Consider the following 25174-nt stretch of genomic DNA (forward strand, 5'->3'; position numbering starts at 1 on the left):
GACAAGGTAAAAAACAGACATGGGTAGCATGCATCCCGTACAGGTGATCGCCGTGACCGGTGGCAAAGGTGGCGTCGGCAAGACTAACGTTTCAGTGAACCTGTCTCTGGCGCTGGCCGAGCTTGGCCGCAGGGTCATGTTGCTGGACGCCGACCTGGGCCTGGCCAATGTCGACGTATTGCTTGGCCTGACCCCCAAACGCACCCTGGCCGACGTTATTGAAGGGCGCTGTGAGCTGCGCGATGTGATGCTGCAAGGCCCCGGCGGTGTGCGCATCGTACCGGCGGCCTCCGGCACCCAGAGCATGGTGCACCTGGCGCCGGCCCAGCACGCTGGCCTGATCCAGGCGTTCAGCGACGTCGGCGACAACCTCGACGTGCTGGTGATCGACACCGCTGCGGGTATCGGTGACTCGGTGGTCAGCTTCGTTCGCGCGGCCCAGGAAGTGCTGCTGGTGGTGTGCGACGAACCCACCTCGATCACCGACGCCTACGCACTGATCAAACTGCTCAACCGTGACTACGGCATGAACCGCTTCCGGGTGCTGGCCAACATGGCGCAGAGCCCGCAAGAAGGGCGCAACCTGTTCGCCAAGTTGACCAAGGTCACCGATCGCTTCCTTGACGTTGCCCTGCAGTACGTGGGCGCCGTGCCGTACGACGAGTGCGTGCGCAAGGCAGTGCAGAAGCAGCGCGCGGTGTACGAGGCGTTCCCGCGTTCCAAGTGTGCGTTGGCCTTCAAGGCCATTGCGCAGAAGGTCGACAGCTGGCCGTTGCCGGCCAACCCGCGCGGGCATCTGGAATTCTTCGTCGAGCGTCTGGTGCAGCCCACCAGCGCAGGACCGGTACTATGAATGCGAGCGGCTTCAAGATGTACAGCAGGGCGTCGAAAGACGCCCAGTATGAGCTGATCGAACGCTACGCCCCGCTGGTCAAGCGCATCGCCTATCACCTGTTGGCGCGGCTGCCCGCCAACGTCCAGGTCGAAGACCTGATCCAGGCCGGCATGATCGGCCTGCTGGAAGTGGCCAACAAGTATGACGCCAGCAAAGGCGCCAGCTTCGAGACCTACGCCGGCATCCGCATCCGCGGCGCCATGCTCGACGAGGTGCGCAAGGGTGATTGGGCACCGCGGTCGGTGCACCGCAATACCCGTATGGTCAGTGATGCGATGCGCGCTGTTGAAGCAAGAACCGGTCGCGACGCTAAAGATCACGAGGTTGCTGCCGAACTCCAATTGAGTCTCGATGATTACTACGGGATTTTGAACGATACCCTGGGCAGCCGGCTGTTCAGCTTCGACGACCTGTTGCAGGATGGCGAGCACGAAGGCCTGCACGAAGACGGCGCCAGTGGCCAGGTGGAACCGGCGCGGGGCCTTGAAGACGAGCGCTTCCAGGCTGCCCTGACCGATGCGATCGCCAACCTGCCAGAGCGCGAGCGGCTGGTGCTGGCGCTGTACTACGACGAAGAGCTGAACCTCAAGGAAATCGGTGAGGTGCTGGGCGTCAGCGAGTCGCGGGTAAGCCAGTTGCACAGCCAGTGCGCCGCACGTTTGCGCAGCCGTCTGGGTGAGTGGCGGGCGCGCTGAGCGCCAGCCGTTGCACTGAAGACGCTGCAGCCGTTTCACGTTGTGCCGAATTGAATGAATGCGTGCTCGGGGGCCGAGCGCGTTTGAGACTGCTTGGAGGTCTAATTGGACAAGAACATGAAAATCCTCATCGTTGACGACTTTTCGACGATGCGGCGGATCATCAAGAACCTGCTGCGTGATCTGGGCTTCACCAACACCGACGAAGCTGACGACGGCACCACTGCGTTGCCGATGCTGGAAAACGGCCACTACGACTTCCTGGTGACCGACTGGAACATGCCGGGCATGTCCGGTATCGACCTGCTGCGCAAAGTCCGCGCCAGCGAAAAGCTTAAAACCATGCCGGTACTGATGGTGACGGCCGAAGCCAAGCGCGACCAGATCATCGAAGCGGCCCAGGCCGGCGTCAATGGTTACGTGGTCAAGCCGTTCACCGCTCAGGTGCTCAAAGAAAAGATCGAGAAGATCTTCGAACGCGTCAACGGCTGAGTCACGTCAGGGGGCGCGCCATGGATTCATCACAAACGTCTTTGGGGGAGTTCGAATCGACCCTGAAGAAGCATGCCCAGGAGCTGGTCGAGAGCCTGGAGCGCGGGCGCTTCGGCGAGGCGGTGCAGCTGATTCATCAGCTGAACCAGACCCGCGACCGCGGCCTGTATCAGGAAGTCGGCAAGCTGACCCGTGAGCTGCACAGTGCGATCGTCAGTTTCCAGATCGACCCGCACATGCCGCAGGCCGAGGAGGTCTCGCAGATCACCGACGCCACCGAGCGCCTGTCCTATGTGGTCAAGCTGACCGAGGGTGCCGCTAACCGCACCATGGACCTGGTCGAGGAAAGCACACCTGTGCTCAACGACCTGGCGGGTGAGGCCAAGGCCCTGAGCGTGGACTGGCAGCGCTTCATGCGCCGCGAAGTGGCCGCGCCGGAATTCCGTGATCTGGTCAAACGCGTCGACAGTTTCCTGACGCACAGCGCTGAAGGTAACCGCAAGGTCTCAGGCCACCTCAACGACATTCTGCTGGCTCAGGACTATCAAGACCTGACCGGGCAGGTGATCAAGCGGGTCACCGCGCTGGTCACCGAGGTGGAAAGCAACCTGCTCAAGCTCGTGCTGATGGCCAGTCAAGTCGACCGGTTTGCCGGTATCGAACATGACCACCAGCAGCTGCGTGCTGAAAAAGATCAAGAAAAACATCCGACTCGGGGTGAAGGTCCGCAGATTCATGCCGATAAGCGTGAAGACGTCGTGTCCGGTCAGGACGATGTCGATGATCTGCTGTCCAGTCTGGGTTTTTAAGGAGCACGTTTAATGAGCTTCGGCGCCGATGAAGAAATCCTTCAGGATTTCCTGGTAGAAGCCGGCGAAATTCTTGAGCAACTGTCCGAGCAACTGGTCGAGCTGGAAAGCCGACCGGATGATGCCGACCTGCTCAATGCCATTTTTCGCGGTTTCCACACTGTAAAAGGGGGCGCCGGCTTCCTCCAGCTCAACGAGCTGGTGGAGTGCTGCCATATCGCCGAGAACGTGTTCGACATCCTGCGCAAAGGTGAGCGCCGGGTCGACGCCGAATTGATGGACGTGGTGCTGGAGGCGCTGGACACGGTCAACAGCATGTTTGGCCAGGTCCGCGAGCGCAGCGAGGTCATCCCCGCTACCCCAGAACTGCTGGCGGCGTTGTCGCGCCTGGCCGAGCCTGCTGCTGCCGACGCGGTCGCAGCGCCTGCGGCTGCAGCCGAGCCGATCGCCGCGGCGCCTGCCGAAGAGCCAGACATCACCGACAGCGAATTCGAGCAGCTGCTCGACTCGCTCGACGCGGTCAAGGCCCAGGCCGCTGCCGATGAGCAGATGCAAGGCGAAACCGTCAGCAGCGCCGGTGACGAAATCACCGACGCCGAATTCGAATCGTTGCTCGACCAGTTGCATGGCAAAGGCCAGTTCAGCGCTGAAGTCGCCGCTGAGCCTGTGGCCAGCGCTGCGGCCCCGGTCAGCGATGAAATCACCGATGAAGAGTTCGAGTCGTTGCTCGACCAGTTGCACGGCAAGGGCACCTTCCAGGCCGATGCCTTGCCGGCCACCAATGCGCCAGCAGCGGCAGCGCCGCAAAGCGTTGCCGCGGCCAGCCCAACGAGTGACGAGATCAGCGAGCACGAGTTCGAAGCCTTGCTCGATGAGTTGCACGGCAAGGGCAAGTTCTCGGGTGACGCGGTCGCGGTCGAAGCGCCTGTCGCCGCCAAGGTCGAGAGCAAGCCGGTGGCCAAACCGGCACCGGCTCCAGCCGCCGCCCCAGCAGCTGCCAGCAAGCCCGCACCTGCGCCTCGCGCGCCGGCCCCAGCGGCAGAAAAACATGCGGTCAGCGAGGCGGAAACCACCGTGCGCGTCGACACTGCGCGCCTGGACGAGATCATGAACATGGTCGGCGAACTGGTGCTGGTGCGTAACCGCCTGGTGCGCCTGGGCTTGAACAGCGGTGACGAGGCCATGTCCAAGGCCGTGTCGAACCTCGACGTGGTCACCGCCGACCTGCAGACCGCGGTCATGAAGACCCGCATGCAGCCGATCAAGAAAGTCTTCGGCCGCTTCCCGCGCCTGGTTCGCGACCTGGCCCGCCAGCTCAAGAAAGAGATCAACCTGGAGCTGGTCGGTGAAGAAACCGACCTCGACAAGAACCTGGTCGAGGCCCTGGCCGACCCGTTGGTGCACTTGGTGCGCAACGCCGTCGACCATGGCGTCGAGATGCCCGACGAGCGTGAAGCCACCGGCAAGGCGCGTACGGGGCGGGTGGTGTTGTCGGCTGAACAGGAAGGCGACCATATCCTGTTGTCGATCTCTGATGACGGCAAGGGCATGGACCCCAACATCCTGCGCGCCAAGGCCGTGGAAAAGGGCCTGATGGACAAGGACGCCGCCGAGCGTCTGAGCGAGTCGGACTGCTACAACCTGATCTTCGCCCCGGGCTTCTCGACCAAGACCGAGATCTCTGACGTGTCTGGCCGTGGTGTCGGCATGGACGTGGTGAAGACCAAGATTTCCCAGCTCAATGGCTCGATCAACATCTACTCGGCCAAGGGCCAGGGTTCGAAGATCGTCATCAAGGTGCCGCTGACCCTGGCGATCATGCCGACCCTGATGGTGATGCTGGGCAACCAGGCCTTCGCCTTCCCGCTGGTCAACGTCAACGAGATCTTCCACCTCGACCTCTCGCGTACCAATGTGGTCGATGGCCAGGAAGTGGTGATCGTGCGCGACAAGGCACTGCCGCTGTTCTACCTCAAGCGCTGGCTGGTCCAGGGCCAGGTGCACGAAGAGCAGCACGAGGGCCATGTGGTGATCCTGTCGGTCGGCACCCAACGCATCGGCTTTGTCGTCGATCAACTGGTGGGCCAGGAAGAAGTGGTAATCAAGCCGCTGGGCAAGATGCTGCAGGGCACGCCGGGCATGTCCGGGGCCACGATCACCGGCGACGGTCGTATCGCGTTGATCCTCGACGTTCCGAGCATGCTCAAGCGTTACGCCGCGCGGCGTATTTGATTTCGGTGGCGCGCCCTGGCGGGTTGCGCCGCCTAATGGAGTGTTTATGGCAGTCAAGGTCCTGGTGGTGGATGATTCCGGTTTCTTCCGCCGCCGTGTCTCGGAAATCCTCTCGGCGGACCCGACGATCCAGGTAGTGGGTACCGCGACCAATGGCAAGGAAGCAATCGACCAGGCGCTGGCGCTCAAGCCCGATGTCATCACCATGGACTACGAAATGCCCATGATGGACGGCATCACCGCAGTGCGGCACATCATGCAGCGCTGCCCGACGCCGGTGTTGATGTTCTCTTCGCTGACCCATGAAGGCGCCCGGGTGACCCTCGACGCGCTGGATGCCGGTGCAGTGGATTACCTGCCGAAAAACTTCGAAGACATCTCGCGCAACCCCGAGAAGGTCAAGCAGATGCTGTGCGAGAAGGTGCATACCCTGTCGCGCAGCAACCGTCGTTTCGGCAGCTACAACCCAGCACCTGCTGCTGCGCCGGTCACTACCAGCAGCAGCCATGCGCCGACCAGCAGCTTCGCAAGCCCAGCCTCGGCACCGGCACGCACGGCGCCGCCGGTACGCACCCCGGCCGCGGCGCCCGCGGCACATGCCCCGGCACCCAAGCGCAAACCTTACAAGCTGGTGGCCATTGGTACGTCCACGGGCGGCCCGGTGGCGCTGCAGCGGGTGCTGACGCAACTGCCCGCCAACTTCCCGGCGCCGATCGTGCTGATCCAGCACATGCCGGCGGCTTTCACCAAGGCGTTTGCCGAACGCCTGGACAAGCTGTGCAAGATCAGCGTGAAGGAAGCCGAGGACGGTGACCTGTTGCGCCCAGGCTTGGCGCTGCTGGCCCCGGGTGGTAAGCAGATGATGATCGACGGCCGTGGCACGGTGAAGATCCTGCCGGGTGACGAGCGCCTGAACTACAAGCCTTGCGTGGACATCACCTTCGGCTCGGCGGCCAAGTCGTACGGCGACAAGGTGCTGTCGGTGGTGCTCACCGGCATGGGCGCCGACGGTCGTGAAGGCGCGCGCCTGCTCAAGCAGGGTGGCAGTACCGTGTGGGCCCAGGATGAAGCCAGCTGCGTGATCTATGGCATGCCCATGGCCATCGTCAAGGCCAACCTGGCCGACGCGGTGTACAGCCTGGACGAGATCGGCAAGCACCTGGTCGAGGCCTGCGTCTGATGGACGTGCTAAGCCTGATCGGCCTGATCCTGGCGTTTGTCGCGATTGTCGGCGGCAACTTCCTCGAGGGCGGGCATGTCGGTGCGCTGATCAATGGCCCGGCGGGCTTGATCGTGCTGGGCGGCACCTTGGCGGCGGCGCTGTTGCAGTCGCCGCTGTCGGCCTTCAAGCGTGCCTTGCAGATTTTGCGCTGGATCCTGTTCCCGCCCCGGGTCGACCTGGCAGGCGGTATCGACCGGGTGGTCAACTGGAGCCTGACGGCGCGCAAGGAGGGCCTGCTGGGCCTGGAAGGGGTGGCTGATGCCGAGCCCGACCCTTATGCGCGCAAGGGCCTGCAGTTGCTGGTTGACGGTGCTGAACCTGAAGCCATCCGCAGCATTCTCGAAGTCGACTTCCTGACCCAGGAGGGCCGTGACATCCAGGCCGCCAAGGTGTTCGAGAGCATGGGCGGCTACGCCCCGACCATCGGCATCATCGGCGCGGTCATGGGCCTGATCCATGTGATGGGCAACCTGGCCGACCCGTCGCAGCTGGGTAACGGCATCGCCGTGGCGTTCGTCGCCACCATCTACGGCGTGGCCAGCGCCAACCTGATCCTGTTGCCGATCGCTAACAAGCTCAAGGCTATCGTCATGCGCCAGTCGCGCTACCGCGAGATGCTGCTTGAGGGCCTGCTGTCGATTGCCGAGGGTGAAAACCCGCGCTCGATTGAGCTGAAGCTGCAAGGCTTCATGGAGTAACCATGCGCCGCCGTCGTCATACCGAGGAACACGAGAATCACGAACGCTGGCTGGTGTCGTACGCCGACTTCATCACCTTGCTGTTCGCGTTTTTCGTGGTCATGTACTCGATTTCCTCGATCAACGAGGGCAAGTACAAGGTCATCTCGCAGGCCTTGCTCGGGGTGTTCAACGACCCCGAGCGGAGCATGAAACCGATCCCTATCGGTGATGAGCAGCCGCTGAGCGTGCGCCCGGCCGAGCCTTTGGTCAGGGACAGCGAGCAGACCGAAGCGGGCCTGGCGCAGACCAACGTCGACCCGCTGAAGACCATCAGCGATGACGTGCGCGACGCCTTTGGCGACCTGATCAAGACCGACCAGATGACCGTGCGCGGCAATGAGCTGTGGATTGAAATCGAGCTCAGTTCCTCGCTGTTGTTCGGCAGCGGTGATGCCATGCCCAGCGACAAGGCCTTCGACATCATCGAAAAGGTGGCGAACATCCTCAAACCGTTCGCCAACCCGGTGCATGTCGAAGGCTTTACCGACAACCTGCCGATTCGCACCGCGCAGTACCCGACCAACTGGGAACTGTCGTCGGCGCGGGCGGCCAGCATCGTCCGCCTGCTGGCCATGGAAGGGGTCAACCCGGCGCGCATGGCCTCGGTCGGCTATGGCGAGTATCAGCCGGTCGCCAGCAACGACAGTGCCGAAGGCCGTGCGCGCAACCGCCGCGTGGTGTTGGTAATTTCGCGCAACCTCGAAGTGCGCCGCAGCCTGACCGGTACAGGTAGCGCCAATGCCACGCCGGATGCGGCGTTGCGCCGTGCTGGCACACAAAGTGCACCGGCAACAGCGAGTCAGTAACTCGTCAATTCTCCGTCACTGCGTGTTGTCTTGCTTGCTGAGCGCGGTACCTGTGGGAGCGGGCTTGCCCCGCGAAGCAGGCGACGTGGTGGATGGCACGGGCTACGCCCGTGTTCGCGGGACAAGCCCGCTCCCACAAGGGTGGGCGCTAAATTTATGAGTCAAGAGTTGTCCTATGAGAGTCTGGGCAGTAGCCAATCAAAAAGGTGGCGTCGGCAAGACCACCACGACCATCGCCCTGGCTGGCCTGCTGGCTGAGGCGGGCAAGCGCGTGGTCGTCGTCGACCTCGACCCGCATGGGTCGATGACCAGTTATTTCGGGCACAACCCCGATGCGCTGGAACACAGCTGCTATGACCTGTTCCTGCACCAGGGCAGCGTGCCCGAGGGCTTGCCGGGGCAATTGCTGCTGCCGACGAGCGACGAGCGTATCTCGCTGTTGCCATCGAGCACTGCGCTGGCGGTGCTTGAGCGCCAGTCGCCGGGCAAGAACGGCCTGGGGCTGGTGATCGCCAAGAGTCTGGCGCAGCTGTGGCAAGACTTCGACTTTGCCTTGATCGACAGCCCGCCTTTGCTCGGCGTGCTGATGGTCAACGCCCTGGCCGCGAGCCAACAACTGGTGATCCCGGTGCAGACCGAATTCCTCGCGGTCAAGGGCCTGGAACGCATGGTCGGCACCCTGGCCATGGTCAACCGTTCGCGTAAACAGGCCCTGCCTTACCAGATCGTGCCGACCCTGTTCGACCGCCGTACCCAGGCCTCCCTGGGCACGCTCAAACTGCTGCGCGACACCTATGGGCAGCATGTCTGGCAGGGTTACATCCCGGTCGACACGCGCTTGCGCGATGCCAGCCGCAAGGGCGTCACGCCTTCGCAGTTCGATGGCAAGAGCCGTGGGCTGATTGCCTACCGGGCGCTGCTCAAGCATTTACTGACCTACAAAACCGCAGTGCAGGTGGCCTGATGACGCAGACACGGCAAACCAGCACACGGCCGCAGATGGCCCTGCAATCCTACCTCGATGGCTTGTTGCAAGAGGCCACCGAGGCCGACGACCTGATCGAACTGCCGACAGCACCGGAGGACTTCGCCGACGCGGTGCGCGAGGAGCAGGTGCGTGATGCACGCCAGCCTGCCCAGGCCACCCTCGCGGCGCCCCGGCCCTTTGCCGAACCTCGGTTACAGGTGCTGCCCAGCGTGCTACCGGTGGTGGCGGTGGTCGAGCAGCTAGTTGTGGCCGAGGCCAGCATCCCGGTACTGATCGAAGCGCCCGCGGTAGAACCGGCGGTGCCGGTGGTGGATGTGCACCTGCCTGCGCCGAACCTGCCGGTGCCGCCGGTAAGCATCGATGGCCGCCCGGCCTGGGCAGCGGAGCCGTTCGAGTGCCTGCTGTTCGACGTCGCCGGGCTGACCCTGGCGGTGCCCTTGGTGTGCCTGGGCTCGATCTACAACCTGGCCGGCCAGGAGCTGACGCCGCTGTTCGGCCAACCGGACTGGTTTCTTGGCATCCTGACCTGCCAGGCCGGCAACCTGAAGGTCCTCGACACCGCGCGTTGGGTCATGCCCGACCGCTACCGCGACGATTTTCGCCAGGGCCTGCAGTATGTGATTTCGGTCCAGGGCTATGAATGGGGGCTGGCCGTGCACCAGGTCAGCCGTTCCCTGCGCCTGGACCCGTCCGAGATCAAGTGGCGCAGCCAGCGGGGCCAGCGCCCCTGGTTGGCCGGCACGGTGATCGAACACATGTGTGCCTTGCTTGACGTCGCCGAACTGGCCGAGCTGATCGCCAGCGGCGCAGTCAAGCAGATGCACGCCAAACACAAATGACACCGAACACACCGCCTAGCGCGGATTTTGAGGGGTAGGGGAATGAAAAAGTCGTCCGCACAAGGTTCCGAAGATCCGATCCTGCAATGGGTAACCTTCCGTCTGGACAACGAGTCCTACGGGATCAATGTCATGCAGGTGCAGGAAGTGCTGCGCTACACCGAGATCGCCCCGGTACCGGGCGCGCCGAGCTACGTGCTGGGCATCATCAACCTGCGTGGCAACGTGGTGACGGTGATCGACACTCGCCAGCGTTTTGGCCTGATGCCGACCGAGGTGACCGACAACACCCGTATCGTCATCATCGAGGCGGACAAGCAAGTGGTCGGCATCCTGGTCGACAGCGTTGCCGAGGTGGTCTACCTGCGTCAGTCCGAGATCGAGACGGCGCCAAATGTGGGTAACGAAGAATCGGCCAAGTTCATCCAGGGTGTGTGCAACAAGAACGGCGAACTGCTGATCCTGGTGGAACTGGACAAGATGATGACCGAGGAAGAGTGGTCCGAGCTTGAGAACATCTGAGTTGATCCTCGAGGTTGCTGTCATCTTCCTGGCGCTGCTTTGGGCGCTGGGTGTGTGGATGTTCCTCAACCACACCAAGCGTCAGCGCGAGCTGGCGGCGCAACAGGCTGCGGGCGATGCGCTGCGTGATCAGCGTATCAAGGACCTGGCCAAGCGCCTGGACGACTACCAGAACGGTACCGTGCGCATGGGTGAGGCCATCCATGACCTGCGCGATACGTTGGCCACCTTGCCGGATCGGCTGGAGCGGCTGGAGCAGCGTGACCCCAGCAGCGTCACCTTCAGCCAGGCGGCCAAGCTGGTCGGCATGGGCGCGAGCGTGTCCGAGCTGACCGAGACCTGCGGCCTGACCCAGGCCGAGGCGGAGTTGATGAGCAAGTTGCACCGCACCGAGTGAGCTGAACCCCTGGAGCCGCTGTGCGGCCCTTCGCAGCGCAAGGCTGCTCCTACAGGTACAGCGCCATTTTGTAGGAGCAGCCTTGTGCTGCGAAGGGCTGCGCAGCAGCCCCAATTGCTCACAGGTCAGGTGGTAGCCCAGGAATGCATCCCACCTACCTTGGCCAGGCGATTGAGCGGCAAGCGGTCATGCCAGACCAGGCGCAAGGCCTCCATGTCGACATACAGAAAGCTGTTGATGCGCGGCATCGCGTACAGGTTGTACAACTGACGAATCAGGTACAGGTCGGGCAGCAAGCGGTCGGTCACGGCGTTGAGCATCGCCGGGCCGGTGATATGGCTGAGGCGTTTGGCGTACGCATAGAACCCTCGCGGGTCGCTGGCCAGGGTCGGCCGCGCCCGGTAGAAGTCCGGGTCGGCGAGAAAACGCGCCTGCATCTCTTCCGATATCGCCAGCAACGTCGGGTTGCCGGCATGGCTGCCGATCATGCTGGTGTTATACAGGGTGTTCATGCCCAGTTTCTGGTTGGACATGGGCGGATGCAGGAGCAACCCGTCATCGGTGGTCGCGAGCTCCACATCATTGATCGCCGCCTGTGCGCTTTGGCCCAATAGTTCGTCATCGACGTCCATGTACAGCCCACCTTCGGCGTGCAGCATCGGGTAGCGCAACACGTCTGACGCGGAAGAGAAGTTGGTGGCCACGCCATTATTGCCCTCGATCGCTGCCTGGTAATGGCTGAAATACTGACTCTGCTCGAAGGCTTTGAAAAACGCCTGGTCCTCCAATGGCAGTACTTGCAGCCCCGGCACGTTCCTGGCCAGTTCATCGACGTTGTGCGCATAGGCCTGCGGGTTTGCCTTGGAGAGGTACAGCCGGTACTGGTACGGGCCTTCCTCCAGGCGCCGGGCATTGCCAGCCAACGTCTCAAGCAGCTCGGGGCCAAGTGTCTTGTCGCCTACCCACAGCGATGTAATCCGTTGCGGGATGGGGCGAGCGCCGGCGGGAAATGGGCTGGGTAGCTGCACAGGCAGTTGCAGGTCGATACCCAGGCCACGCAGTGATGCCATGCGCATCGGGTCGGTGACGGCCCGGCCTTCGGGGTTGGCTAGGCGCATGTTGCCGGTGAGCGGTTCGGCTTCGAAGTAGGTCGGGTCTACCTCATTGGTGCCTTCCTCGGTGATGAACAGGTCGGCCTGCATGTCATAAACCAATTCAAGCTCTTCCGGGTAATCCGGCGTCTCCTCGTAATAGCTGATCATACGATCGGTGTCGCCGTTGTACCGCGGGTAGCGCCGTATAGAGTTGGCCACTGCAGCATCGCCGTCCGGCAATGGCGCGATGGGGGCAGGGCGATGGAAGTAAGGCGCGACATCCACCGGGGGTAAATGTGGTGGGTCGGAAGGGCTCAGCGGGTAACCCCACTGCTCGTTCACCCGGCGCGGGGCGACGAAGCCGTCCTGCTCGAAACGCAGCAGGCCCTTGCCTTTGGCCACCGCTTCCACTGCCAGCGGCGTTGCATTGAGCAGGCCGTAGGTGATGTTGCCGATGCCGTCGAGCTTGTCGTGCAGGGTCTTGCCATTGATGGCTTGGTCAAGGCCCAGGCCCAGTTGCACGATACCGCCCAGCGCCAGCAAGGGCGCCAGGCCGGGCACCACGAAGGTCAGCGGCGCCAGCAGGTTGAGCGTGCTGTTGAGGTAACTGCGCCATTGGCGTTTGCTGATCTCGCTGTTGCTGGTGATGATGAAATCGGCATCGTCGTAGCAGCGCTGCCGCTGACGCAGGGCCATGGCCTGGAACAGGTCGCCGGTGATCCGCGGGTTGTACTTGCCGGGGCGGTAGTTGACATAGGTGCGCGGGGGCCAGGTGCCGTCGTCGTTGAAAAAGCCATGTTCCGGTGGCAGGCGATGGCTGCGTGGATATTCGCCCAAGCCTTCAAGGGCGGTGTCCAGGCCGCTGAAGTCGATACCCTGGGGGCCATCGGCCAAGCGAAAGTGTTGCTTGAGCGCCTGGCGCCGGGTGGCGTCCTTGCAGTGTTGGCCGACCCAATCTTTCAACAGGGCTTCGCTGGCGAATTCCAGCAGGGGCGAGCTGTTGCCGGGTACATAGAGCAACGTCAGGTCGCTGTGGCTGTCGTTGATGTACAGCAGGTCCGTGGATGCGTAGCCGTAAATGCTCAGGGTGCTCAGGCGCAGGCCCTTGCCGCGTGGGATGACATCGGCCGCGCGCCAGGCCAGTTGGCGCGCGGCGTCGCTGAGGCTGCCGTCGCCGATCTGCTTGTTGCAGGCAGCAAGGAAGTTGAGTTTGCAGCACAGGCGGTAGCTGGGCATTTGATCGTGCCAGTAAGCGTCGAGCGACGCCTTGTAGCGGGTGTGGAAGTCCAGTGCCTCAATGTGACGCTGCAGGGCTTCGGCGCGCACGTTCAGTAGCGTCGAGTGGTCGTAGCGGGCAGGTTCGGTACGCTTGAACAGGCCGTTGAACACCTCATACCAGGCCCCGTTGTCGACGTGCGGTTGTGCCGGGAGTTGCTCGACACAGGTGATTGGGCCGTCTTCGGGCAGCCTGCCGGCCCAGGGGGCTTTGAACAGGCCGCCGAAAAAGTCGTTGTTGGATTCACCTTGCCAGTTCATCAGCACGGCTTGCGTCAGGCTCACACGCTGCACCACCTGTGCCTGGTACTGGGTGGCTCCGGCCGGGTGTATGTGCAGCGTCACCACCTCGACCTGGTCGGGGTCCAGGTGCACGCCTTGTGTCGCCAGCCAGTCCTGGATGGCCTGCTTGGCGTCGCGGTCGGGGCGGGGCAGGGTGGCTAGATGATTGCGTACGTACTGCACGCCAGCCGCGTTAATGTGGGTGGTCGGCATGTCGGTCTCCGTGATGCGGGAAAAACCACAGGATCGACCGACAGGGCCAGGGTGCGACGGTAGATAATGCTTGCCGGGCGGTTCAGCCCGACTTGCCGGGCAGGCGCGGCAACAGCTCGGTGACGTCACGCTCGGGTTTGGCGGAATCATCAAAGCCTGGCGGCACCTTGCCGCGCAGTTGCCAGGCAAAGGCAATGATCTCGGCGATGGTCAGGTACAGCGCCTCGGGTATCTGATCGCCCAGCTCCAGCCGTGCCAGCAGGCGCACCAGCTCGGCGTTTTCGTAGATCGGCACCTCGTGTTGGCGGGCCAGGGCGAGGATGGCTTCGGCTAGGGCATCGTCGCCCTTGGCGCTGAGGGTGGGCGCCTGTTGGCCGTCGTAGCTCAGGGCAATGGCCTGACGGGGTGGGTTGAGGCTCATGCGTTTTCGTCCACCCAGCGTTGTTCGACCCGCGTGCGGGGGCCTTGAGGAGGGATGCCGGGGTGGCATTCCAGGTCGCCGACGTCCAGGCCGCGCGCCAGCAGGCGCTCGCGCAATGTGCCGAGCTGGCTGTCGATCAGCCGTGCGGTGGGTTCACGTTCTGCCCACAGCTGGCCATTCAAGCGGCCCTGGCTCAACTGGGCCTGGACTTGCAGCGGGCCAAGCGGCGCGAGGTCAAAGGCCAGCTCGATGCGCCACAGGGCCTGCAGCGGGTCTTGCGATGCCTGCTGGCGGTCGGCTTGCTGCTGCGGCGTTTCCTCGCGTTGCAGCTTGACTTGCAGCGGGATGAACTCCTGGCCATGGCGAATGGGGACTTCGGTCTGCCAGGTGGTTTGCAGGTTGCCGTTTTCAAGGGTGCCAGTTTGCTGCAGGCTGCTCATGGCGTGGCTTTGCAGGCGCGAGACAGCCGCCGCGGCCAGGCGCAGCAGTTGTTGCAGGTCACCTTCGTCTTCCATGGCCTTGAGCAGCCGTGAGGGCAGCGGAAACGCCCCCGGCTGGGGTTTCGGGCTGACTCGGTCGAGCATGCCCAGCGCCCCGCGCGCCAAGGCCGGCATTGTCAGGGCCAAGGTGCTGGGCGCTAGGGCGGGTGCGCCGGGTGAGGTGACCGAGGCCTGGGTCACCAACCTGAGCAGGTGCGCCTTGAGGTCGGTCGCGACGCTTGCTGGCAGGCCGCCCAGCAGCTTTGCCTCGAGGAAGACGCCGCTGTTGTTCAGGGCCTGGGCGACGGCCTTGGCATCGCCGAGCTGGCGCGCGTCCGGCAGGCCGGCGAGCACGCGGTCGGCGGTCGCGCGCAAATCGCCGTCGGCGCCGGGGTCGCGGGCGAGCTGTTGCAATGCGCTGAGCAGGCCCGGTAACGAGGCCTGACGGTTTTGCTGGGTGAGCAGTTGCTGAGCAATGCTCAGCTGGTCTTGCCGGCCACTGAGTGGCACGAATTGCAGCGACTGGTCGCCTTGCACCCGCGCGCTGAGCAGGCTGCCCACCGGCAGCGGGCGTGGGCTGTCGATGGTCAGGGTGGCGCCGGCCTGGGCACTGTTGAGCAGGCTGACCAGCGAACGGTAACCGGCGACCTGGCCCTGCGCTTGAAGGATGGGCTGGTTGGTCAGGACCTTGCCTTGCAGCAGGGTGCCGACCGGTACCTTGGCCGTGTCCAGGCGGGTGAGGGTGGCGATGTTGCTGGTGCTGGCCTGTTGCAACAGGATGGCCAGGCGATTGCCTTCGGTTTGACTGACCGTGACCTGGCTGCCCGGGGGCAAGGGCTGGCTGGCACTGGCGTGCAGTTGGGTCTGGGCGCCGTTGGCCTGCATCAGCCGCAGCACGAGCTGGAATTCCCGGCCCAGCTGGCGCATCGACAACACCTCGGCCTGCGCCGTTTCGCCCGGGGCCAGCAAGCCGGGTTGTGCTTGCGTGAGGCGCAGCAGTTCGCCGGTCATGCCCGCCTTGATGGTCTGGGCGCTGATCGTGGTTTGTGCGCCGAGACTATTGATTTCAGTCATGATTGTATACAACCTGTCGAACCCGCCCTCTTGGCAGCGAGGCCGTGCATGTAATAATGCCGCCCGTCCGCCACTGCCACTGTAACGGCAGGGAGGGGGGCGACTTGAGGCACTGGGTTCAAGATCGGCGACTGGTCTTGAACCCTACACAGATAAGGCGAAACCGTGACCCTTCACCTCCAAGCCGCGGGCCTGGCCTGCGAGCGCGACTGGCGCCTGCTGTTCGAGCACCTGGATTTCGAGCTGCGGCCCGGCGACATGCTGCAGATCAGTGGCCCCAACGGCAGCGGCAAGACGAGCTTGTTGCGCCTGCTGGCCGGGTTGATGCAGCCGACTGCCGGGCAGATTCTGCTCGGCGGCCAGCCGTTGGCCGAACAGCGCCATGCCCTGGCCAGCATCCTGCTGTGGATTGGCCATGCTGCGGGGATCAAGGACCTGCTCACCGCCGAGGAGAACCTCACCTGGCTCTGTGCTTTGCACCAACCGGCCAGCGCCGAGGCGATCTGGGCGGCGTTGGCGGCGGTCGGCCTGCGCGGTTTCGAAGACGTGCCTTGCCATACCTTGTCCGCCGGCCAGCAGCGCCGTGTGGCCCTGGCCCGCTTGTACCTCGAAGGCCCCCCCTTGTGGATTCTCGACGAGCCGTTCACCGCCCTCGACAAACAAGGCGTGGCGCAGCTCGAAGCGCACCTGGCGGCGCATTGCGAGCAGGGCGGCACCGTGGTGCTGACCACCCACCACAGCCTCGAACGCAAACCGTCGGGCTACCGTGAACTGAACCTGGGGCAATGGGCGGCATGAGCGTATTCATCCTGTTGTTGCGCCGCGAAGCGCGCCTGTTGTTCCGTCGCCCAGCCGAGCTGGCCAACCCGCTGGTGTTCTTCGCCATCGTCGTGGCCCTGTTCCCGCTGGCGGTCGGCCCTGAGAGCCAATTGTTGCAAACCTTGTCGCCGGGCCTGGTGTGGGTGGCGGCCTTGCTGGCCGTGCTGCTGTCGCTGGACGGCCTGTTCCGCAGCGATTTCGAGGATGGCTCTTTGGAGCAATGGGTGCTGTCGCCGCATCCGCTGGCGCTCCTGGTATTGGCCAAGGTGCTGGCGCACTGGATCTTTTCCGGCCTGGCGCTGGTATTGTTGGCGCCACTGTTGGCACTGATGCTGGGGCTGCCGAGCCATTGCCTGCCTGTGCTGCTCGCCTCGTTGCTGCTGGGTACGCCCGTGCTGAGCCTGTTGGGCGCGGTGGGGGCGGCGCTGACGGTCGGTCTTAAACGCGGTGGTCTGCTGCTGGCATTGCTGATTCTGCCGTTGTATATCCCTGTATTGATCCTGGGCAGTGGTGCGTTGCAGGCGGCGTTGCAGAATATGCCAGCCACCGGCCATCTGCTCTGGCTTGCCAGCCTCACGGCCCTGGCGGTGACACTGGCACCCTTTGCGATAGCGGCCGGCCTGAAGATCAGCGTCGGCGAATAACGAGTCCTGGGCTCTCAAGCCTGGCTAATACCCTGGATTTACCCTGATGAAAATGAGTTGGACGTGGTTCCACAAGCTCGGTTCCCCCAAATGGTTCTATGCCATCAGCGGCCGTCTGTTGCCGTGGCTGGCCATTGCCTCCCTCGCGCTGTTGCTGGTTGGCATCACCTGGGGCCTGGCATTCGCGCCCCAGGACTACCAGCAGGGCAACAGTTTCCGCATCATCTACATCCATGTGCCGGCGGCGATGCTGGCGCAGTCCTGCTACGTGCTGCTGGCGGTGGCCGGGGTGGTGGGGCTGGTGTGGAAGATGAAACTGGCCGACGTCGCCCTGCAGTGCGCAGCGCCGATCGGCGCCTGGATGACCGCCGTGGCGCTGGTCACCGGTGCCATCTGGGGCAAGCCGACCTGGGGCAGCTGGTGGGTGTGGGATGCCCGCCTTACGTCGATGTTGATTCTGCTGTTCCTGTACTTCGGCATCATTGCGCTGGGCCAGGCAATCAGTAATCGTGACAGCGCGGCCAAGGCCTGTGCGGTGCTGGCGATTGTCGGTGTGATCAACATCCCAATCATCAAGTACTCGGTGGAGTGGTGGAACACCCTGCACCAGGGCGCCACGTTCACCCTGACCGAAAAACCCGCGATGCCTGCCGAAATGTGGTTGCCGCTGCTGTGCACGGCGCTGGGTTTCTACTGCTTCTTCGGCGTGGTGCTGTTGATGCGCATGCGCCTTGAAGTGCTCAAGCGTGAGGCACGCGCCAGTTGGGTCAAGGAGGAAGTATTGAACAGCCTGGGGCGGAGGGCCGCACGATGAGTTTTGCCTCGTTCGGTGATTTTCTCGCCATGGGCCACCATGGCCTGTACGTGTGGACGGCCTATGGCATCTGCCTGGCGGTGCTGGCGCTGAATGTCGCCGCGCCGCTGCTGGCCCGCCGTCGCTACCTGCAAGAAGAGGCGCGCCGTTTGCGCCGGGAGAACAACCAGTGAATCCGCAGCGCAAGAAACGCCTGTTGCTCATCGTCGGCCTGTTGGTCGGTGTCGGGGTTGCCGTCGGCTTTGCCCTGAGCGCCTTGCAGCAGAACATCAACCTGTTCTACACCCCCACTCAGATCGCCAACGGCGAGGCGCCGCAGGATACCCGTATCCGTGCCGGTGGCATGGTCGAAAAAGGCTCGGTGCAGCGTTCGGCCGACTCGCTCGACGTGCGCTTCGTGGTCACCGACTTCAACAAGTCGGTGCCGATCACCTACCGCGGCATCCTCCCCGACCTGTTCCGCGAAGGGCAGGGCATCGTTGCCCTGGGCAAGCTCAATGCCGAGGGCGTGGTGGTGGCCGATGAAGTGCTGGCCAAGCACGACGAAAAATACATGCCGCCCGAGGTCACCAAGGCCCTGAAAGAAAGCGGCCAAGCCGCCGCCGGCGCGGGGGCCAAACCATGAACGCGGCACTGGTGATACCCGAACTCGGCCAGTTGGCGATGATCCTGGCCATCTGCTTCGCCGCCGTGCAGGCCAGTGTGCCGCTGCTCGGCGCCTGGCGCGGCGACAGCCTGTGGATGAGCCTGGCACGCCCGGCGGCCTGGGGGCAATTCGCCTTCCTGACCTTTGCTTTTGCTTGCCTCACCCATGCCTTCATGACGGACAACTTCTCGGTCGCCTACGTCGCCAGCAACTCCAACAGCGCTTTGCCGTGGTACTTCAAGTTCAGTGCCGTGTGGGGCGCGCACGAGGGGTCGTTGCTGCTGTGGGCGTTGATCCTGGGCGGCTGGACCTTCGCCGTGTCGGTGTTCTCGCGCCAGCTGCCGCAAGTGATGCTGGCCCGTGTGCTGGCGGTGATGGGCATGATCAGCGTGGGCTTCCTGAGCTTTTTGATCATCACCTCCAACCCGTTCCAGCGCCTGCTGCCGCAAGTGCCGACCGATGGCCGTGACCTCAACCCGTTGCTGCAGGACATCGGCCTGATCGTCCACCCGCCGATGCTGTACATGGGCTACGTGGGCTTCTCGGTGGCCTTTGCCTTCGCCATCGCCGCCTTGCTTGGCGGGCGCCTTGATGCCGCCTGGGCACGCTGGTCGCGGCCGTGGACCATCGTCGCCTGGGCCTTCCTTGGCGTGGGCATCACCCTGGGCTCGTGGTGGGCTTACTACGAGCTGGGTTGGGGCGGCTGGTGGTTCTGGGACCCGGTGGAAAACGCCTCGTTCATGCCTTGGCTGGTGGGCACGGCATTGATCCACTCGCTGGCGGTGACCGAGAAGCGTGGCGTGTTCAAGAGCTGGACCGTGCTGCTGGCCATTGCTGCCTTCTCGTTGAGCCTGTTGGGCACCTTCCTGGTCCGTTCCGGGGTGTTGACCTCGGTGCATGCCTTTGCCGCTGACCCGTCACGCGGCGTGTTCATCCTGATCTTCCTGCTGTTCGTGGTGGGTGGCTCGCTCACCCTGTTCGCCCTGCGTGCGCCGGTGGTAAAAAGCCAGGTCGGCTTTGCCCTGTGGTCGCGCGAAACGCTGCTGTTGGCCAATAATCTGGTGCTGGTGGTGGCGGCCTCGATGATCCTGCTGGGCACGCTGTACCCCCTGGTACTTGATGCCCTGACCGGGGCCAAGCTGTCGGTCGGCCCGCCTTACTTCGATGCGTTGTTCCTGCCGCTGATGGCACTGTTGATGGTGGTGCTTGGGGTGGGCGTGGTGGTGCGCTGGAAGGACACGCCCGGCAAATGGCTGGCAAGCATGATGACCCCGGTTCTGATCGGCAGCGCAGTGCTCGCCCCGGTCGCGGGCTTCATCGTCGACGACTTCGACTGGCCAACGCTGACGGCCTTTGCCCTGGCGGCCTGGGTCGTACTCAGCGGGTTGCGTGATGTGCTCGACAAGACCCGCCACAAGGGCCTGGCCAAAGGCATGGGTGGCCTTACCCGCAGCTACTGGGGCATGCAGCTGGCGCATCTGGGCCTGGCGGTGTGCGCACTGGGCGTGGTGTTGTCGAGCAACAACAGTGCCGAACGCGACCTGCGCATGGCGCCGGGCGAAAGCGTCGAGCTTGGCGGCTATCACTTCCTGTTCCAGGGTGCCAAGCACTTCGAGGGGCCGAACTTCATTTCCGACAAGGGCACCGTGGTGGTGTCTCGCGACGGTCGCGAAGTGACCACGCTGCACCCTGAGAAGCGGCTGTACACCGTGCAGCAGTCGATGATGACCGAAGCCGGCATCGACGCCGGCTTCACCCGCGACCTGTACGTAGCCCTGGGCGAGCCGTTGGAAAACGGCGCTTGGGCGGTGCGTGTGCATATCAAGCCTTATGTCCGCTGGATCTGGCTGGGCGGTCTGCTGACCGGCCTGGGCGGGTTGCTGGCGGCCCTCGACCGGCGTTACCGCGTCAAGGTCAAGACCCGGGTGCGTGATGTCCTGGGCGTGTCTGGAGCAGCTGCATGAAGCGTTGGATCATGGTGGTGCCACTGGCGGTGTTTCTGCTGGTGGCGGTTTTCCTCTACAAAGGCTTGTTCCTCAAACCCGACGAACTGCCTTCGGCGATGATCGGCAAGCCCTTCCCGGTATTTTCCCTGGCCTCGGTGCAAGGTGATCGCAACCTGACCCAGGCCGACCTGTTGGGCCGCCCGGCGTTGGTCAACGTGTGGGGGACCTGGTGCCCTTCGTGCAAGGTCGAGCACCCGTACCTGAACCAGCTGGCCGAGCAGGGCGTGGTGATCCACGGGGTCAACTACAAGGATGACAATGGCGCGGCGCTGAAGTGGCTTGCCGAGTTCCACAACCCCTACCAGCTGGATATCCGCGACGAGCAGGGCACCCTGGGCCTGGACCTGGGCGTGTATGGCGCGCCGGAAACCTTCCTGATCGACGCCAAGGGCATCATCCGCTACAAGCACGTGGGCATTGTCGATGCCAGCGTCTGGCGCGAACAGCTGGCGCCGCTGTACCAGGGCCTGGTCGATGAGGCCAAGCCATGAAGCGCGGGCTGGCAGCAGCCGTACTGGGTTTGGCCCTGGGCCTGGGCGTGGCGGGCGTGGCCAGGGCGGCCATCGATACCTACCAGTTCCGCGATGACGCCGAGCGTGAGCGGTATCAGCAACTGACCAAGGAGCTGCGCTGCCCGAAGTGCCAGAACCAGGACATCGCCGACTCCAACGCGCCGATTGCCGCCGACCTGCGCCGCGAAATCTTCCGCATGCTGGGCGAAGGCAAGAACAACGAGCAGATCGTCGACTTCATGGTCGACCGCTACGGTGACTTCGTGCGCTACAAGCCCGCGCTCAGCGGGCGCACCTGGCTGCTGTGGTTCGGCCCGGGGATCCTGCTGGCCGGTGGTTTCGTGGTGCTGCTGGTGATCGTTCGCCGCCGCCGCGGTGCAGCGGCCCAAGGTGCGCATGAGTTGTCCGTCGACGAACGCGAGCGTCTCGCCAAACTGCTGGAAAAAGAACAGACCCATGATTGAATTCTGGCTTAGCGCGGGCCTGCTGCTGCTCGCTGCCCTCAGCTTTCTGCTGATCCCGATCCTGCGTGGCCGTCGCCGTCAGCAAGAGGAAGACCGCACCGCCCTGAACGTCGCCCTGTACCAGGAGCGCGTGGCCGAACTGGCTGCGCAGCAAGCCGCTGGCGTGCTCGATGACGTGCAATTGGCCAAAGGCCGTGACGAAGCAGCCCGTGAACTGCTGGCTGACACCGAAGGTGGCGAGGCCGCGCGCCAAGGCCATCTGGGCAAAGCGCTGCCGCTGTTGGCGGCGGTGCTGGTGCCGCTGATGGCGTTGGGGCTGTACCTGCACTTTGGTGCGGCGGACAAAGTCGAGCTGACCCAGGAATTTGCCCAGGCGCCCAAGACCATGGAAGAGATGACCACGCGCCTTGAGCGTGTGGTGAAGGCCCAGCCGGATTCCGCCGAAGCCCTGTATTTCCTTGGGCGTGCCTACATGGCCGAACAGCGCCCGGGCGATGCGGCGCGTACCTTCGAACGTGCCGTGGCCCTGGCGGGCCGTCAGCCCGAGTTGCTGGGGCAATGGGCCCAAGCGCAGTACTTTGCCGCCGACAAACAGTGGAACCCGCAACTGCAGGCGTTGACCGATGAAGCCCTCAAGGCTGACCCGAACGAAGTGACCAGCCTGGGCCTGCGCGGCATTGCTGCATTCGAGGGTGAGCGTTACCAGGAAGCCATCGACTACTGGAAACGCCTGCTGGCGCAACTGCCTGAAGGCGATGCTTCGCGCGCCGCCTTGCAAGGCGGTATCGACCGGGCTGCCGAGCGCCTGGGCGGTGAGCCTGGCCAAACCGTCACACCCGTGGCTGCCCGGCTGAAGGTGCGTGTGGAGCTGGCAGCGGCGCTCAAAGACAAGGTCAAGCCCGACGACACGGTGTTCATTTTCGCCCGTGCCAGTAATGGCCCGCCCATGCCGGTGGCAGCGAAGCGGGTGACCGTGGCGCAGTTGCCGATCGAGGTGGAGTTGTCTGATGCCGACGCGATGATGCCGCAGATGAAACTGTCGGACTTTACTGAAGTCCAACTTGTTGCCCGTGTGTCGCGTTCTGGCCAACCCACCCATGGCGAGTGGATCGGCCAGGGTTCGCCACTGGCCACTGCCACCCAGGCCACGCAACACTTGACCATCGACAGCCCAGACCCGTAAGAGAGCATTGCCATGCACAGCACCGTCCGCCTGACCCTGATCACCCTGGCCCTGGGTTTGTCCGCGTGTACGGTGCGTGAACCTTACGAGCAGCCCGCGCCACCGATCGAGCGGCTACCGCCGCACCAGGGGCCAGTGGTCAAGCCGTTGCCAGGCGGGCAGCCTTCGACCCAACCGAGCACACCCGCAGCGACACCCAAGCCGATGCCCCGCACGTCTGCCAGCTTTGCACCGCCACCGGGCGGTTCCAGCCATTGGGACCCTAAGCTGGGCGTGTACGTGCTGGAGAAAAAACCCAACACCTTCTACCGCCAGCGCACCTACTACCGCTACGACGGGGGCTGGAGCTGGTCACTGAGCCCCGATGGCCCATGGCAGGACACCGACAGCAGCGGTGTACCCGGTGGGCTTGGGCGGGCGTTCGCCCAGTAAATTGCCCGGTACAGTACAGTTTTCTGCTGATTTATCGATTGACTGTACCGCCCGCTGAATACGCATAATGCCCCTTCGATCAGACGCGGAGGTGGCATGAGCAAGACAGTCCTGGTGTTGGTGGAAACCGTCGACGATTACCTGCCCCTGCTGGAGCAGGCGGGTTATCGGCTGATCCGCGCACCGTCGCCGCAACTGCGTACCGAAGCCATCCAGCGCCATGCCCGCGAAATCGATGCCGTGCTCACCCGGGGCCCATTGGGCCTGACTGCCGCAGAAATCGAGGCGCTGCCCCACTTGCAGATCATCTGCGTGATCGGTGCCGGCTACGAGCAGGTCGACCTGGCCGCCGCCGCCGCGCGCGGTATCACGGTGACCAACGGTGCCGGGGCCAATGCCGCCGCGGTCGCCGACCATGCCCTGGCAATGGTGCTCGCGCTGCTGCGTGACATTCCCCGTGCCGATGCCAGTACCCGCCGTGGCGAGTGGAACCGTGTGATCAGCCCGTCGGTGAGTGGCAAGCGCCTGGGCATTCTCGGCCTGGGCGCGGTGGGGCTGGCGATCGCCAAGCGCGCCAACCTCGGCTTCGACATGAGCATCAGCTACCACAGCCGTACGCCGCGCCCGGATGTGCCGTACACCTGGTACGACAGCCCGCTGCACCTGGCCGATGCCGTCGACATTCTGGTCGTGGCCACGCCAGGCGGCGCCGCTACCCGTCACTTGGTCGATGCACCGGTGCTCAAAGCCCTCGGCGCCGAGGGCTACTTGGTCAACATCGCCCGTGCCAGCGTGGTGGACACCCATGCCATGGTGGTGGCGCTGGCGGGCGGCCAGCTTGCCGGTGCCGCCCTGGACGTGTTCGACGACGAGCCGGCAGTGCCCGATGCCCTCAAGGCGCTCGGCAACACGGTGCTGACGCCCCATGTGGCGGGCCAGTCGCCGGAGGCCGCGCGCGACACGGTGGCGTTGGTAGTGCGCAATCTGCAGGCGTTCTTTGCCGGTGAGCCGGTGCTGACCCCGGTACGAAACTGACTCTTTTCACCCATGAGCCCGGCAGCGTCCCGGCCAACAAGGAGTGTGTGCATGCAACTCGAGATCTTCCAGGTCGATGCGTTTTCCGCTGAGCCATTCGGTGGCAACCCGGCAGCAGTCATCCCGCTGGACAGCTGGCTGCCGGACGATGTGCTGCAACGCATCGCCGAAGAGAATAACTTGTCCGAAACCGCCTATTTCGTGCGTAACGGTGAGGCATACGACCTGCGTTGGTTCACCCCGACGGTCGAGGTCGACCTGTGCGGCCATGCCACCTTGGCCTCGGCCTATGTGTTGTTCGAGCAGTTGGGCGAGCAGGCGCCCGTGTTGCGGTTCAATACCCGCAGTGGCGAGTTGCGTGTCAGCCGTGGCGCCGACGGGCTGCTGGCGATGGACTTCCCGGCCAAGCAGCCGGAAGCGGTGGAGGCCCCAGCGGGCCTGTTGGAGGCGCTGGGCCTGAGCAGTGCGCGAGCGGTGTACCGCAGCGATGACTTGGTGGTGGTGATCGATGACGCGTCGTTGCTGGACCCGTTGAAACCCGATTTTGTGGCCCTGTCGGCCTTTGAAGTGCGCGGGGTCGCCGTGACTGCGGCGGGGCGCGGGTTTGATTTTGTCACCCGGTGGTTCGGCCCGCGGGTGGGCGTGAACGAGGACCCGGTAACGGGCTCGGCGCACACCTCGCTGGCGCCGTTGTGGGCCGAACGGCTGGGCAAGAATGTGCTGCGCTGTGAGCAGGGTGGGGTGCGCAAGGGGCAGCTGCTGTGCGAGGTGCTGGGCAATGGGCGGGTGATTATCAGCGGGCGGGCGGCGTTGTATCTGCGGGGGCAGGTGTTTATCTGAGGGATGTTTTTGGTGCCTGAGGTGCATGCCTTGGGGTTTGCAGCGCCTGTGAGATCGAGCGCCGCCCGCGCGGCGCTTCGCAGCACAAGGCTGCTCCTACATTTGTTTCGGGCCAGTCACGCTTGCACCCTAGCGCGCGACCGCCTTGTTGGTCCGACGCGATATCATGGTGTGCGCCAAGGGGCCGCGCGCCAATGCCCCAGGACTAATTGGCCCGAAACAAATGTAGGAGCAGCCTTGTGCTGCGAAGCGCCGCGCGGGCGGCGCTCGATCTCCCAGGCGCTGCAAACCCCAAGACATGCCC

27 protein-coding genes are annotated in these 25174 nt (G+C 64.0%); 24 read left to right on the forward strand and 3 right to left on the reverse strand.

What is annotated here, in order from left to right:
- Positions 1–19: 19 nt before the first annotated feature.
- The 12 genes from fleN (at position 20) to HU750_RS11775 (ending at position 10637) form a co-directional block, all read left to right on the forward strand.
- Positions 20–853, forward strand: a complete 834-nt coding sequence (gene fleN / locus HU750_RS11720) for a flagellar synthesis regulator FleN (protein WP_027593013.1) — start codon at positions 20–22, stop codon at positions 851–853.
- Complete coding sequence (gene fliA / locus HU750_RS11725) at positions 850–1590, forward strand: RNA polymerase sigma factor FliA (RefSeq protein WP_027593012.1); 741 nt, start codon at positions 850–852, stop codon at positions 1588–1590. Before fleN ends, fliA begins: the two co-directional genes overlap by 4 nt.
- A 117-nt stretch (positions 1591–1707) precedes the next feature.
- Positions 1708–2082, forward strand: coding sequence for a chemotaxis response regulator CheY (locus HU750_RS11730; protein ID WP_077068541.1), 375 nt, complete (start codon positions 1708–1710; stop codon positions 2080–2082).
- Positions 2083–2102: 20 nt separating this feature from the next.
- On the forward strand, positions 2103–2891 hold the full coding sequence (locus HU750_RS11735; protein WP_027593010.1) for a protein phosphatase CheZ: 789 nt from the start codon (positions 2103–2105) through the stop codon (positions 2889–2891).
- 12 nt (positions 2892–2903) lie between these two features.
- A complete protein-coding gene (locus HU750_RS11740) occupies positions 2904–5123 on the forward strand; it encodes a chemotaxis protein CheA (protein WP_186679664.1) in 2220 nt (739 codons plus the stop codon).
- A 46-nt stretch (positions 5124–5169) separates the two neighbouring features.
- Entirely contained in the window at positions 5170–6303 is a 1134-nt protein-coding gene (locus tag HU750_RS11745; RefSeq protein WP_186679667.1) for a protein-glutamate methylesterase/protein-glutamine glutaminase, read from the forward strand.
- On the forward strand, positions 6303–7043 hold the full coding sequence (locus HU750_RS11750) for a flagellar motor protein (RefSeq protein WP_027593007.1): 741 nt from the start codon (positions 6303–6305) through the stop codon (positions 7041–7043). The genes HU750_RS11745 and HU750_RS11750 overlap by 1 nt, the downstream gene beginning before the upstream one ends.
- Before the next feature lie 2 nt (positions 7044–7045).
- A complete protein-coding gene (gene motD / locus HU750_RS11755; RefSeq protein WP_186679668.1) occupies positions 7046–7891 on the forward strand; it encodes a flagellar motor protein MotD in 846 nt (281 codons plus the stop codon).
- Positions 7892–8066: 175 nt separating this feature from the next.
- Positions 8067–8855, forward strand: coding sequence for a ParA family protein (locus HU750_RS11760; protein ID WP_027593005.1), 789 nt, complete (start codon positions 8067–8069; stop codon positions 8853–8855).
- A complete protein-coding gene (locus HU750_RS11765; RefSeq protein ID WP_186679669.1) occupies positions 8855–9718 on the forward strand; it encodes a CheW domain-containing protein in 864 nt (287 codons plus the stop codon). The genes HU750_RS11760 and HU750_RS11765 overlap by 1 nt, the downstream gene beginning before the upstream one ends.
- A 42-nt stretch (positions 9719–9760) precedes the next feature.
- On the forward strand, positions 9761–10240 hold the full coding sequence (locus HU750_RS11770; RefSeq protein ID WP_003254393.1) for a chemotaxis protein CheW: 480 nt from the start codon (positions 9761–9763) through the stop codon (positions 10238–10240).
- Position 10241: 1 nt separating this feature from the next.
- Entirely contained in the window at positions 10242–10637 is a 396-nt protein-coding gene (locus HU750_RS11775) for a DUF2802 domain-containing protein (RefSeq protein WP_186679714.1), read from the forward strand.
- A 125-nt stretch (positions 10638–10762) separates the two neighbouring features.
- On the opposite strand, the gene HU750_RS11780 is transcribed toward HU750_RS11775, so the two are convergent.
- The 3 genes from HU750_RS11780 to fliK all read right to left on the reverse strand — a co-directional run bounded on the left by HU750_RS11780 (position 10763) and on the right by fliK (position 15475).
- On the reverse strand, positions 10763–13501 hold the full coding sequence (locus HU750_RS11780) for a dermonecrotic toxin domain-containing protein (RefSeq protein ID WP_186679670.1): 2739 nt from the start codon (positions 13499–13501) through the stop codon (positions 10763–10765).
- Positions 13502–13583: 82 nt separating this feature from the next.
- On the reverse strand, positions 13584–13922 hold the full coding sequence (locus HU750_RS11785) for an EscU/YscU/HrcU family type III secretion system export apparatus switch protein (protein ID WP_027593001.1): 339 nt from the start codon (positions 13920–13922) through the stop codon (positions 13584–13586).
- Positions 13919–15475, reverse strand: coding sequence for a flagellar hook-length control protein FliK (gene fliK, locus HU750_RS11790; protein ID WP_186679672.1), 1557 nt, complete (start codon positions 15473–15475; stop codon positions 13919–13921). Before fliK ends, HU750_RS11785 begins: the two co-directional genes overlap by 4 nt.
- Before the next feature lie 165 nt (positions 15476–15640).
- On the opposite strand from fliK, the gene ccmA reads away from it, so the two are divergent.
- The 12 genes from ccmA to HU750_RS11850 all read left to right on the forward strand — a co-directional run bounded on the left by ccmA (position 15641) and on the right by HU750_RS11850 (position 24870).
- Complete coding sequence (ccmA, locus tag HU750_RS11795; protein WP_186679674.1) at positions 15641–16273, forward strand: cytochrome c biogenesis heme-transporting ATPase CcmA; 633 nt, start codon at positions 15641–15643, stop codon at positions 16271–16273.
- Positions 16261–16938 carry a heme exporter protein CcmB gene (gene ccmB, locus HU750_RS11800; RefSeq protein ID WP_371097214.1) on the forward strand — a complete coding sequence of 226 codons (678 nt, stop codon included), beginning with the start codon at positions 16261–16263 and terminating at the stop codon, positions 16936–16938. The genes ccmA and ccmB overlap by 13 nt, the downstream gene beginning before the upstream one ends.
- Before the next feature lie 46 nt (positions 16939–16984).
- Positions 16985–17752, forward strand: a complete 768-nt coding sequence (locus HU750_RS11805) for a heme ABC transporter permease (protein ID WP_186679679.1) — start codon at positions 16985–16987, stop codon at positions 17750–17752.
- Positions 17749–17925, forward strand: a complete 177-nt coding sequence (gene ccmD / locus HU750_RS11810) for a heme exporter protein CcmD (protein WP_099428656.1) — start codon at positions 17749–17751, stop codon at positions 17923–17925. Before HU750_RS11805 ends, ccmD begins: the two co-directional genes overlap by 4 nt.
- On the forward strand, positions 17922–18377 hold the full coding sequence (ccmE, locus tag HU750_RS11815; protein ID WP_027592995.1) for a cytochrome c maturation protein CcmE: 456 nt from the start codon (positions 17922–17924) through the stop codon (positions 18375–18377). The genes ccmD and ccmE overlap by 4 nt, the downstream gene beginning before the upstream one ends.
- A gap of 11 nt (positions 18378–18388) precedes the next feature.
- The gene (locus HU750_RS11820; protein ID WP_177323878.1) at positions 18389–20362 is read left to right on the forward strand and encodes a heme lyase CcmF/NrfE family subunit; all 1974 of its coding nucleotides are present in this window, start codon (positions 18389–18391) and stop codon (positions 20360–20362) included.
- Complete coding sequence (locus HU750_RS11825; protein ID WP_186679682.1) at positions 20359–20895, forward strand: DsbE family thiol:disulfide interchange protein; 537 nt, start codon at positions 20359–20361, stop codon at positions 20893–20895. Before HU750_RS11820 ends, HU750_RS11825 begins: the two co-directional genes overlap by 4 nt.
- Positions 20892–21380, forward strand: a complete 489-nt coding sequence (locus HU750_RS11830; protein ID WP_027592992.1) for a cytochrome c-type biogenesis protein — start codon at positions 20892–20894, stop codon at positions 21378–21380. Before HU750_RS11825 ends, HU750_RS11830 begins: the two co-directional genes overlap by 4 nt.
- A complete protein-coding gene (gene ccmI / locus HU750_RS11835) occupies positions 21373–22563 on the forward strand; it encodes a c-type cytochrome biogenesis protein CcmI (protein ID WP_186679686.1) in 1191 nt (396 codons plus the stop codon). Before HU750_RS11830 ends, ccmI begins: the two co-directional genes overlap by 8 nt.
- 12 nt (positions 22564–22575) lie before the next feature.
- A complete protein-coding gene (locus tag HU750_RS11840) occupies positions 22576–22995 on the forward strand; it encodes a hypothetical protein (RefSeq protein ID WP_186679689.1) in 420 nt (139 codons plus the stop codon).
- A gap of 96 nt (positions 22996–23091) precedes the next feature.
- On the forward strand, positions 23092–24030 hold the full coding sequence (locus HU750_RS11845; protein ID WP_186679692.1) for a 2-hydroxyacid dehydrogenase: 939 nt from the start codon (positions 23092–23094) through the stop codon (positions 24028–24030).
- A gap of 51 nt (positions 24031–24081) precedes the next feature.
- Positions 24082–24870: a PhzF family protein gene (locus tag HU750_RS11850; protein WP_186679703.1), complete on the forward strand. Its 789-nt coding sequence runs from the start codon at positions 24082–24084 to the stop codon at positions 24868–24870.
- Positions 24871–25174: the final 304 nt, after the last annotated feature.

The organism is Pseudomonas sp. SWRI50 (assembly GCF_014269095.1).
In the GTDB taxonomy this organism is placed as follows: domain Bacteria; phylum Pseudomonadota; class Gammaproteobacteria; order Pseudomonadales; family Pseudomonadaceae; genus Aquipseudomonas; species Aquipseudomonas kermanshahensis.

What these genes read in the sequence shown, in the direction of transcription:
- HU750_RS11780 (WP_186679670.1), bottom strand. Translation starts at nt 13,501, where the DNA reads ATGCCGACCACCCACATTAACGCGGCTGGCGTGCAGTACGTACGCAAT.
- HU750_RS11770 (WP_003254393.1), top strand. Translation starts at nt 9,761, where the DNA reads ATGAAAAAGTCGTCCGCACAAGGTTCCGAAGATCCGATCCTGCAATGG.
- fleN (WP_027593013.1), top strand. Translation starts at nt 20, where the DNA reads ATGGGTAGCATGCATCCCGTACAGGTGATCGCCGTGACCGGTGGCAAA.
- HU750_RS11825 (WP_186679682.1), top strand. Translation starts at nt 20,359, where the DNA reads ATGAAGCGTTGGATCATGGTGGTGCCACTGGCGGTGTTTCTGCTGGTG.
- HU750_RS11840 (WP_186679689.1), top strand. Translation starts at nt 22,576, where the DNA reads ATGCACAGCACCGTCCGCCTGACCCTGATCACCCTGGCCCTGGGTTTG.
- HU750_RS11750 (WP_027593007.1), top strand. Translation starts at nt 6,303, where the DNA reads ATGGACGTGCTAAGCCTGATCGGCCTGATCCTGGCGTTTGTCGCGATT.
- HU750_RS11760 (WP_027593005.1), top strand. Translation starts at nt 8,067, where the DNA reads ATGAGAGTCTGGGCAGTAGCCAATCAAAAAGGTGGCGTCGGCAAGACC.
- HU750_RS11745 (WP_186679667.1), top strand. Translation starts at nt 5,170, where the DNA reads ATGGCAGTCAAGGTCCTGGTGGTGGATGATTCCGGTTTCTTCCGCCGC.
- HU750_RS11845 (WP_186679692.1), top strand. Translation starts at nt 23,092, where the DNA reads ATGAGCAAGACAGTCCTGGTGTTGGTGGAAACCGTCGACGATTACCTG.
- HU750_RS11765 (WP_186679669.1), top strand. Translation starts at nt 8,855, where the DNA reads ATGACGCAGACACGGCAAACCAGCACACGGCCGCAGATGGCCCTGCAA.
- HU750_RS11730 (WP_077068541.1), top strand. Translation starts at nt 1,708, where the DNA reads ATGAAAATCCTCATCGTTGACGACTTTTCGACGATGCGGCGGATCATC.
- motD (WP_186679668.1), top strand. Translation starts at nt 7,046, where the DNA reads ATGCGCCGCCGTCGTCATACCGAGGAACACGAGAATCACGAACGCTGG.
- ccmI (WP_186679686.1), top strand. Translation starts at nt 21,373, where the DNA reads ATGATTGAATTCTGGCTTAGCGCGGGCCTGCTGCTGCTCGCTGCCCTC.
- HU750_RS11850 (WP_186679703.1), top strand. Translation starts at nt 24,082, where the DNA reads ATGCAACTCGAGATCTTCCAGGTCGATGCGTTTTCCGCTGAGCCATTC.
- HU750_RS11785 (WP_027593001.1), bottom strand. Translation starts at nt 13,922, where the DNA reads ATGAGCCTCAACCCACCCCGTCAGGCCATTGCCCTGAGCTACGACGGC.
- fliA (WP_027593012.1), top strand. Translation starts at nt 850, where the DNA reads ATGAATGCGAGCGGCTTCAAGATGTACAGCAGGGCGTCGAAAGACGCC.
- ccmD (WP_099428656.1), top strand. Translation starts at nt 17,749, where the DNA reads ATGAGTTTTGCCTCGTTCGGTGATTTTCTCGCCATGGGCCACCATGGC.
- HU750_RS11830 (WP_027592992.1), top strand. Translation starts at nt 20,892, where the DNA reads ATGAAGCGCGGGCTGGCAGCAGCCGTACTGGGTTTGGCCCTGGGCCTG.
- HU750_RS11805 (WP_186679679.1), top strand. Translation starts at nt 16,985, where the DNA reads ATGAAAATGAGTTGGACGTGGTTCCACAAGCTCGGTTCCCCCAAATGG.
- HU750_RS11735 (WP_027593010.1), top strand. Translation starts at nt 2,103, where the DNA reads ATGGATTCATCACAAACGTCTTTGGGGGAGTTCGAATCGACCCTGAAG.
- HU750_RS11740 (WP_186679664.1), top strand. Translation starts at nt 2,904, where the DNA reads ATGAGCTTCGGCGCCGATGAAGAAATCCTTCAGGATTTCCTGGTAGAA.
- ccmB (WP_371097214.1), top strand. Translation starts at nt 16,261, where the DNA reads ATGGGCGGCATGAGCGTATTCATCCTGTTGTTGCGCCGCGAAGCGCGC.
- fliK (WP_186679672.1), bottom strand. Translation starts at nt 15,475, where the DNA reads ATGACTGAAATCAATAGTCTCGGCGCACAAACCACGATCAGCGCCCAG.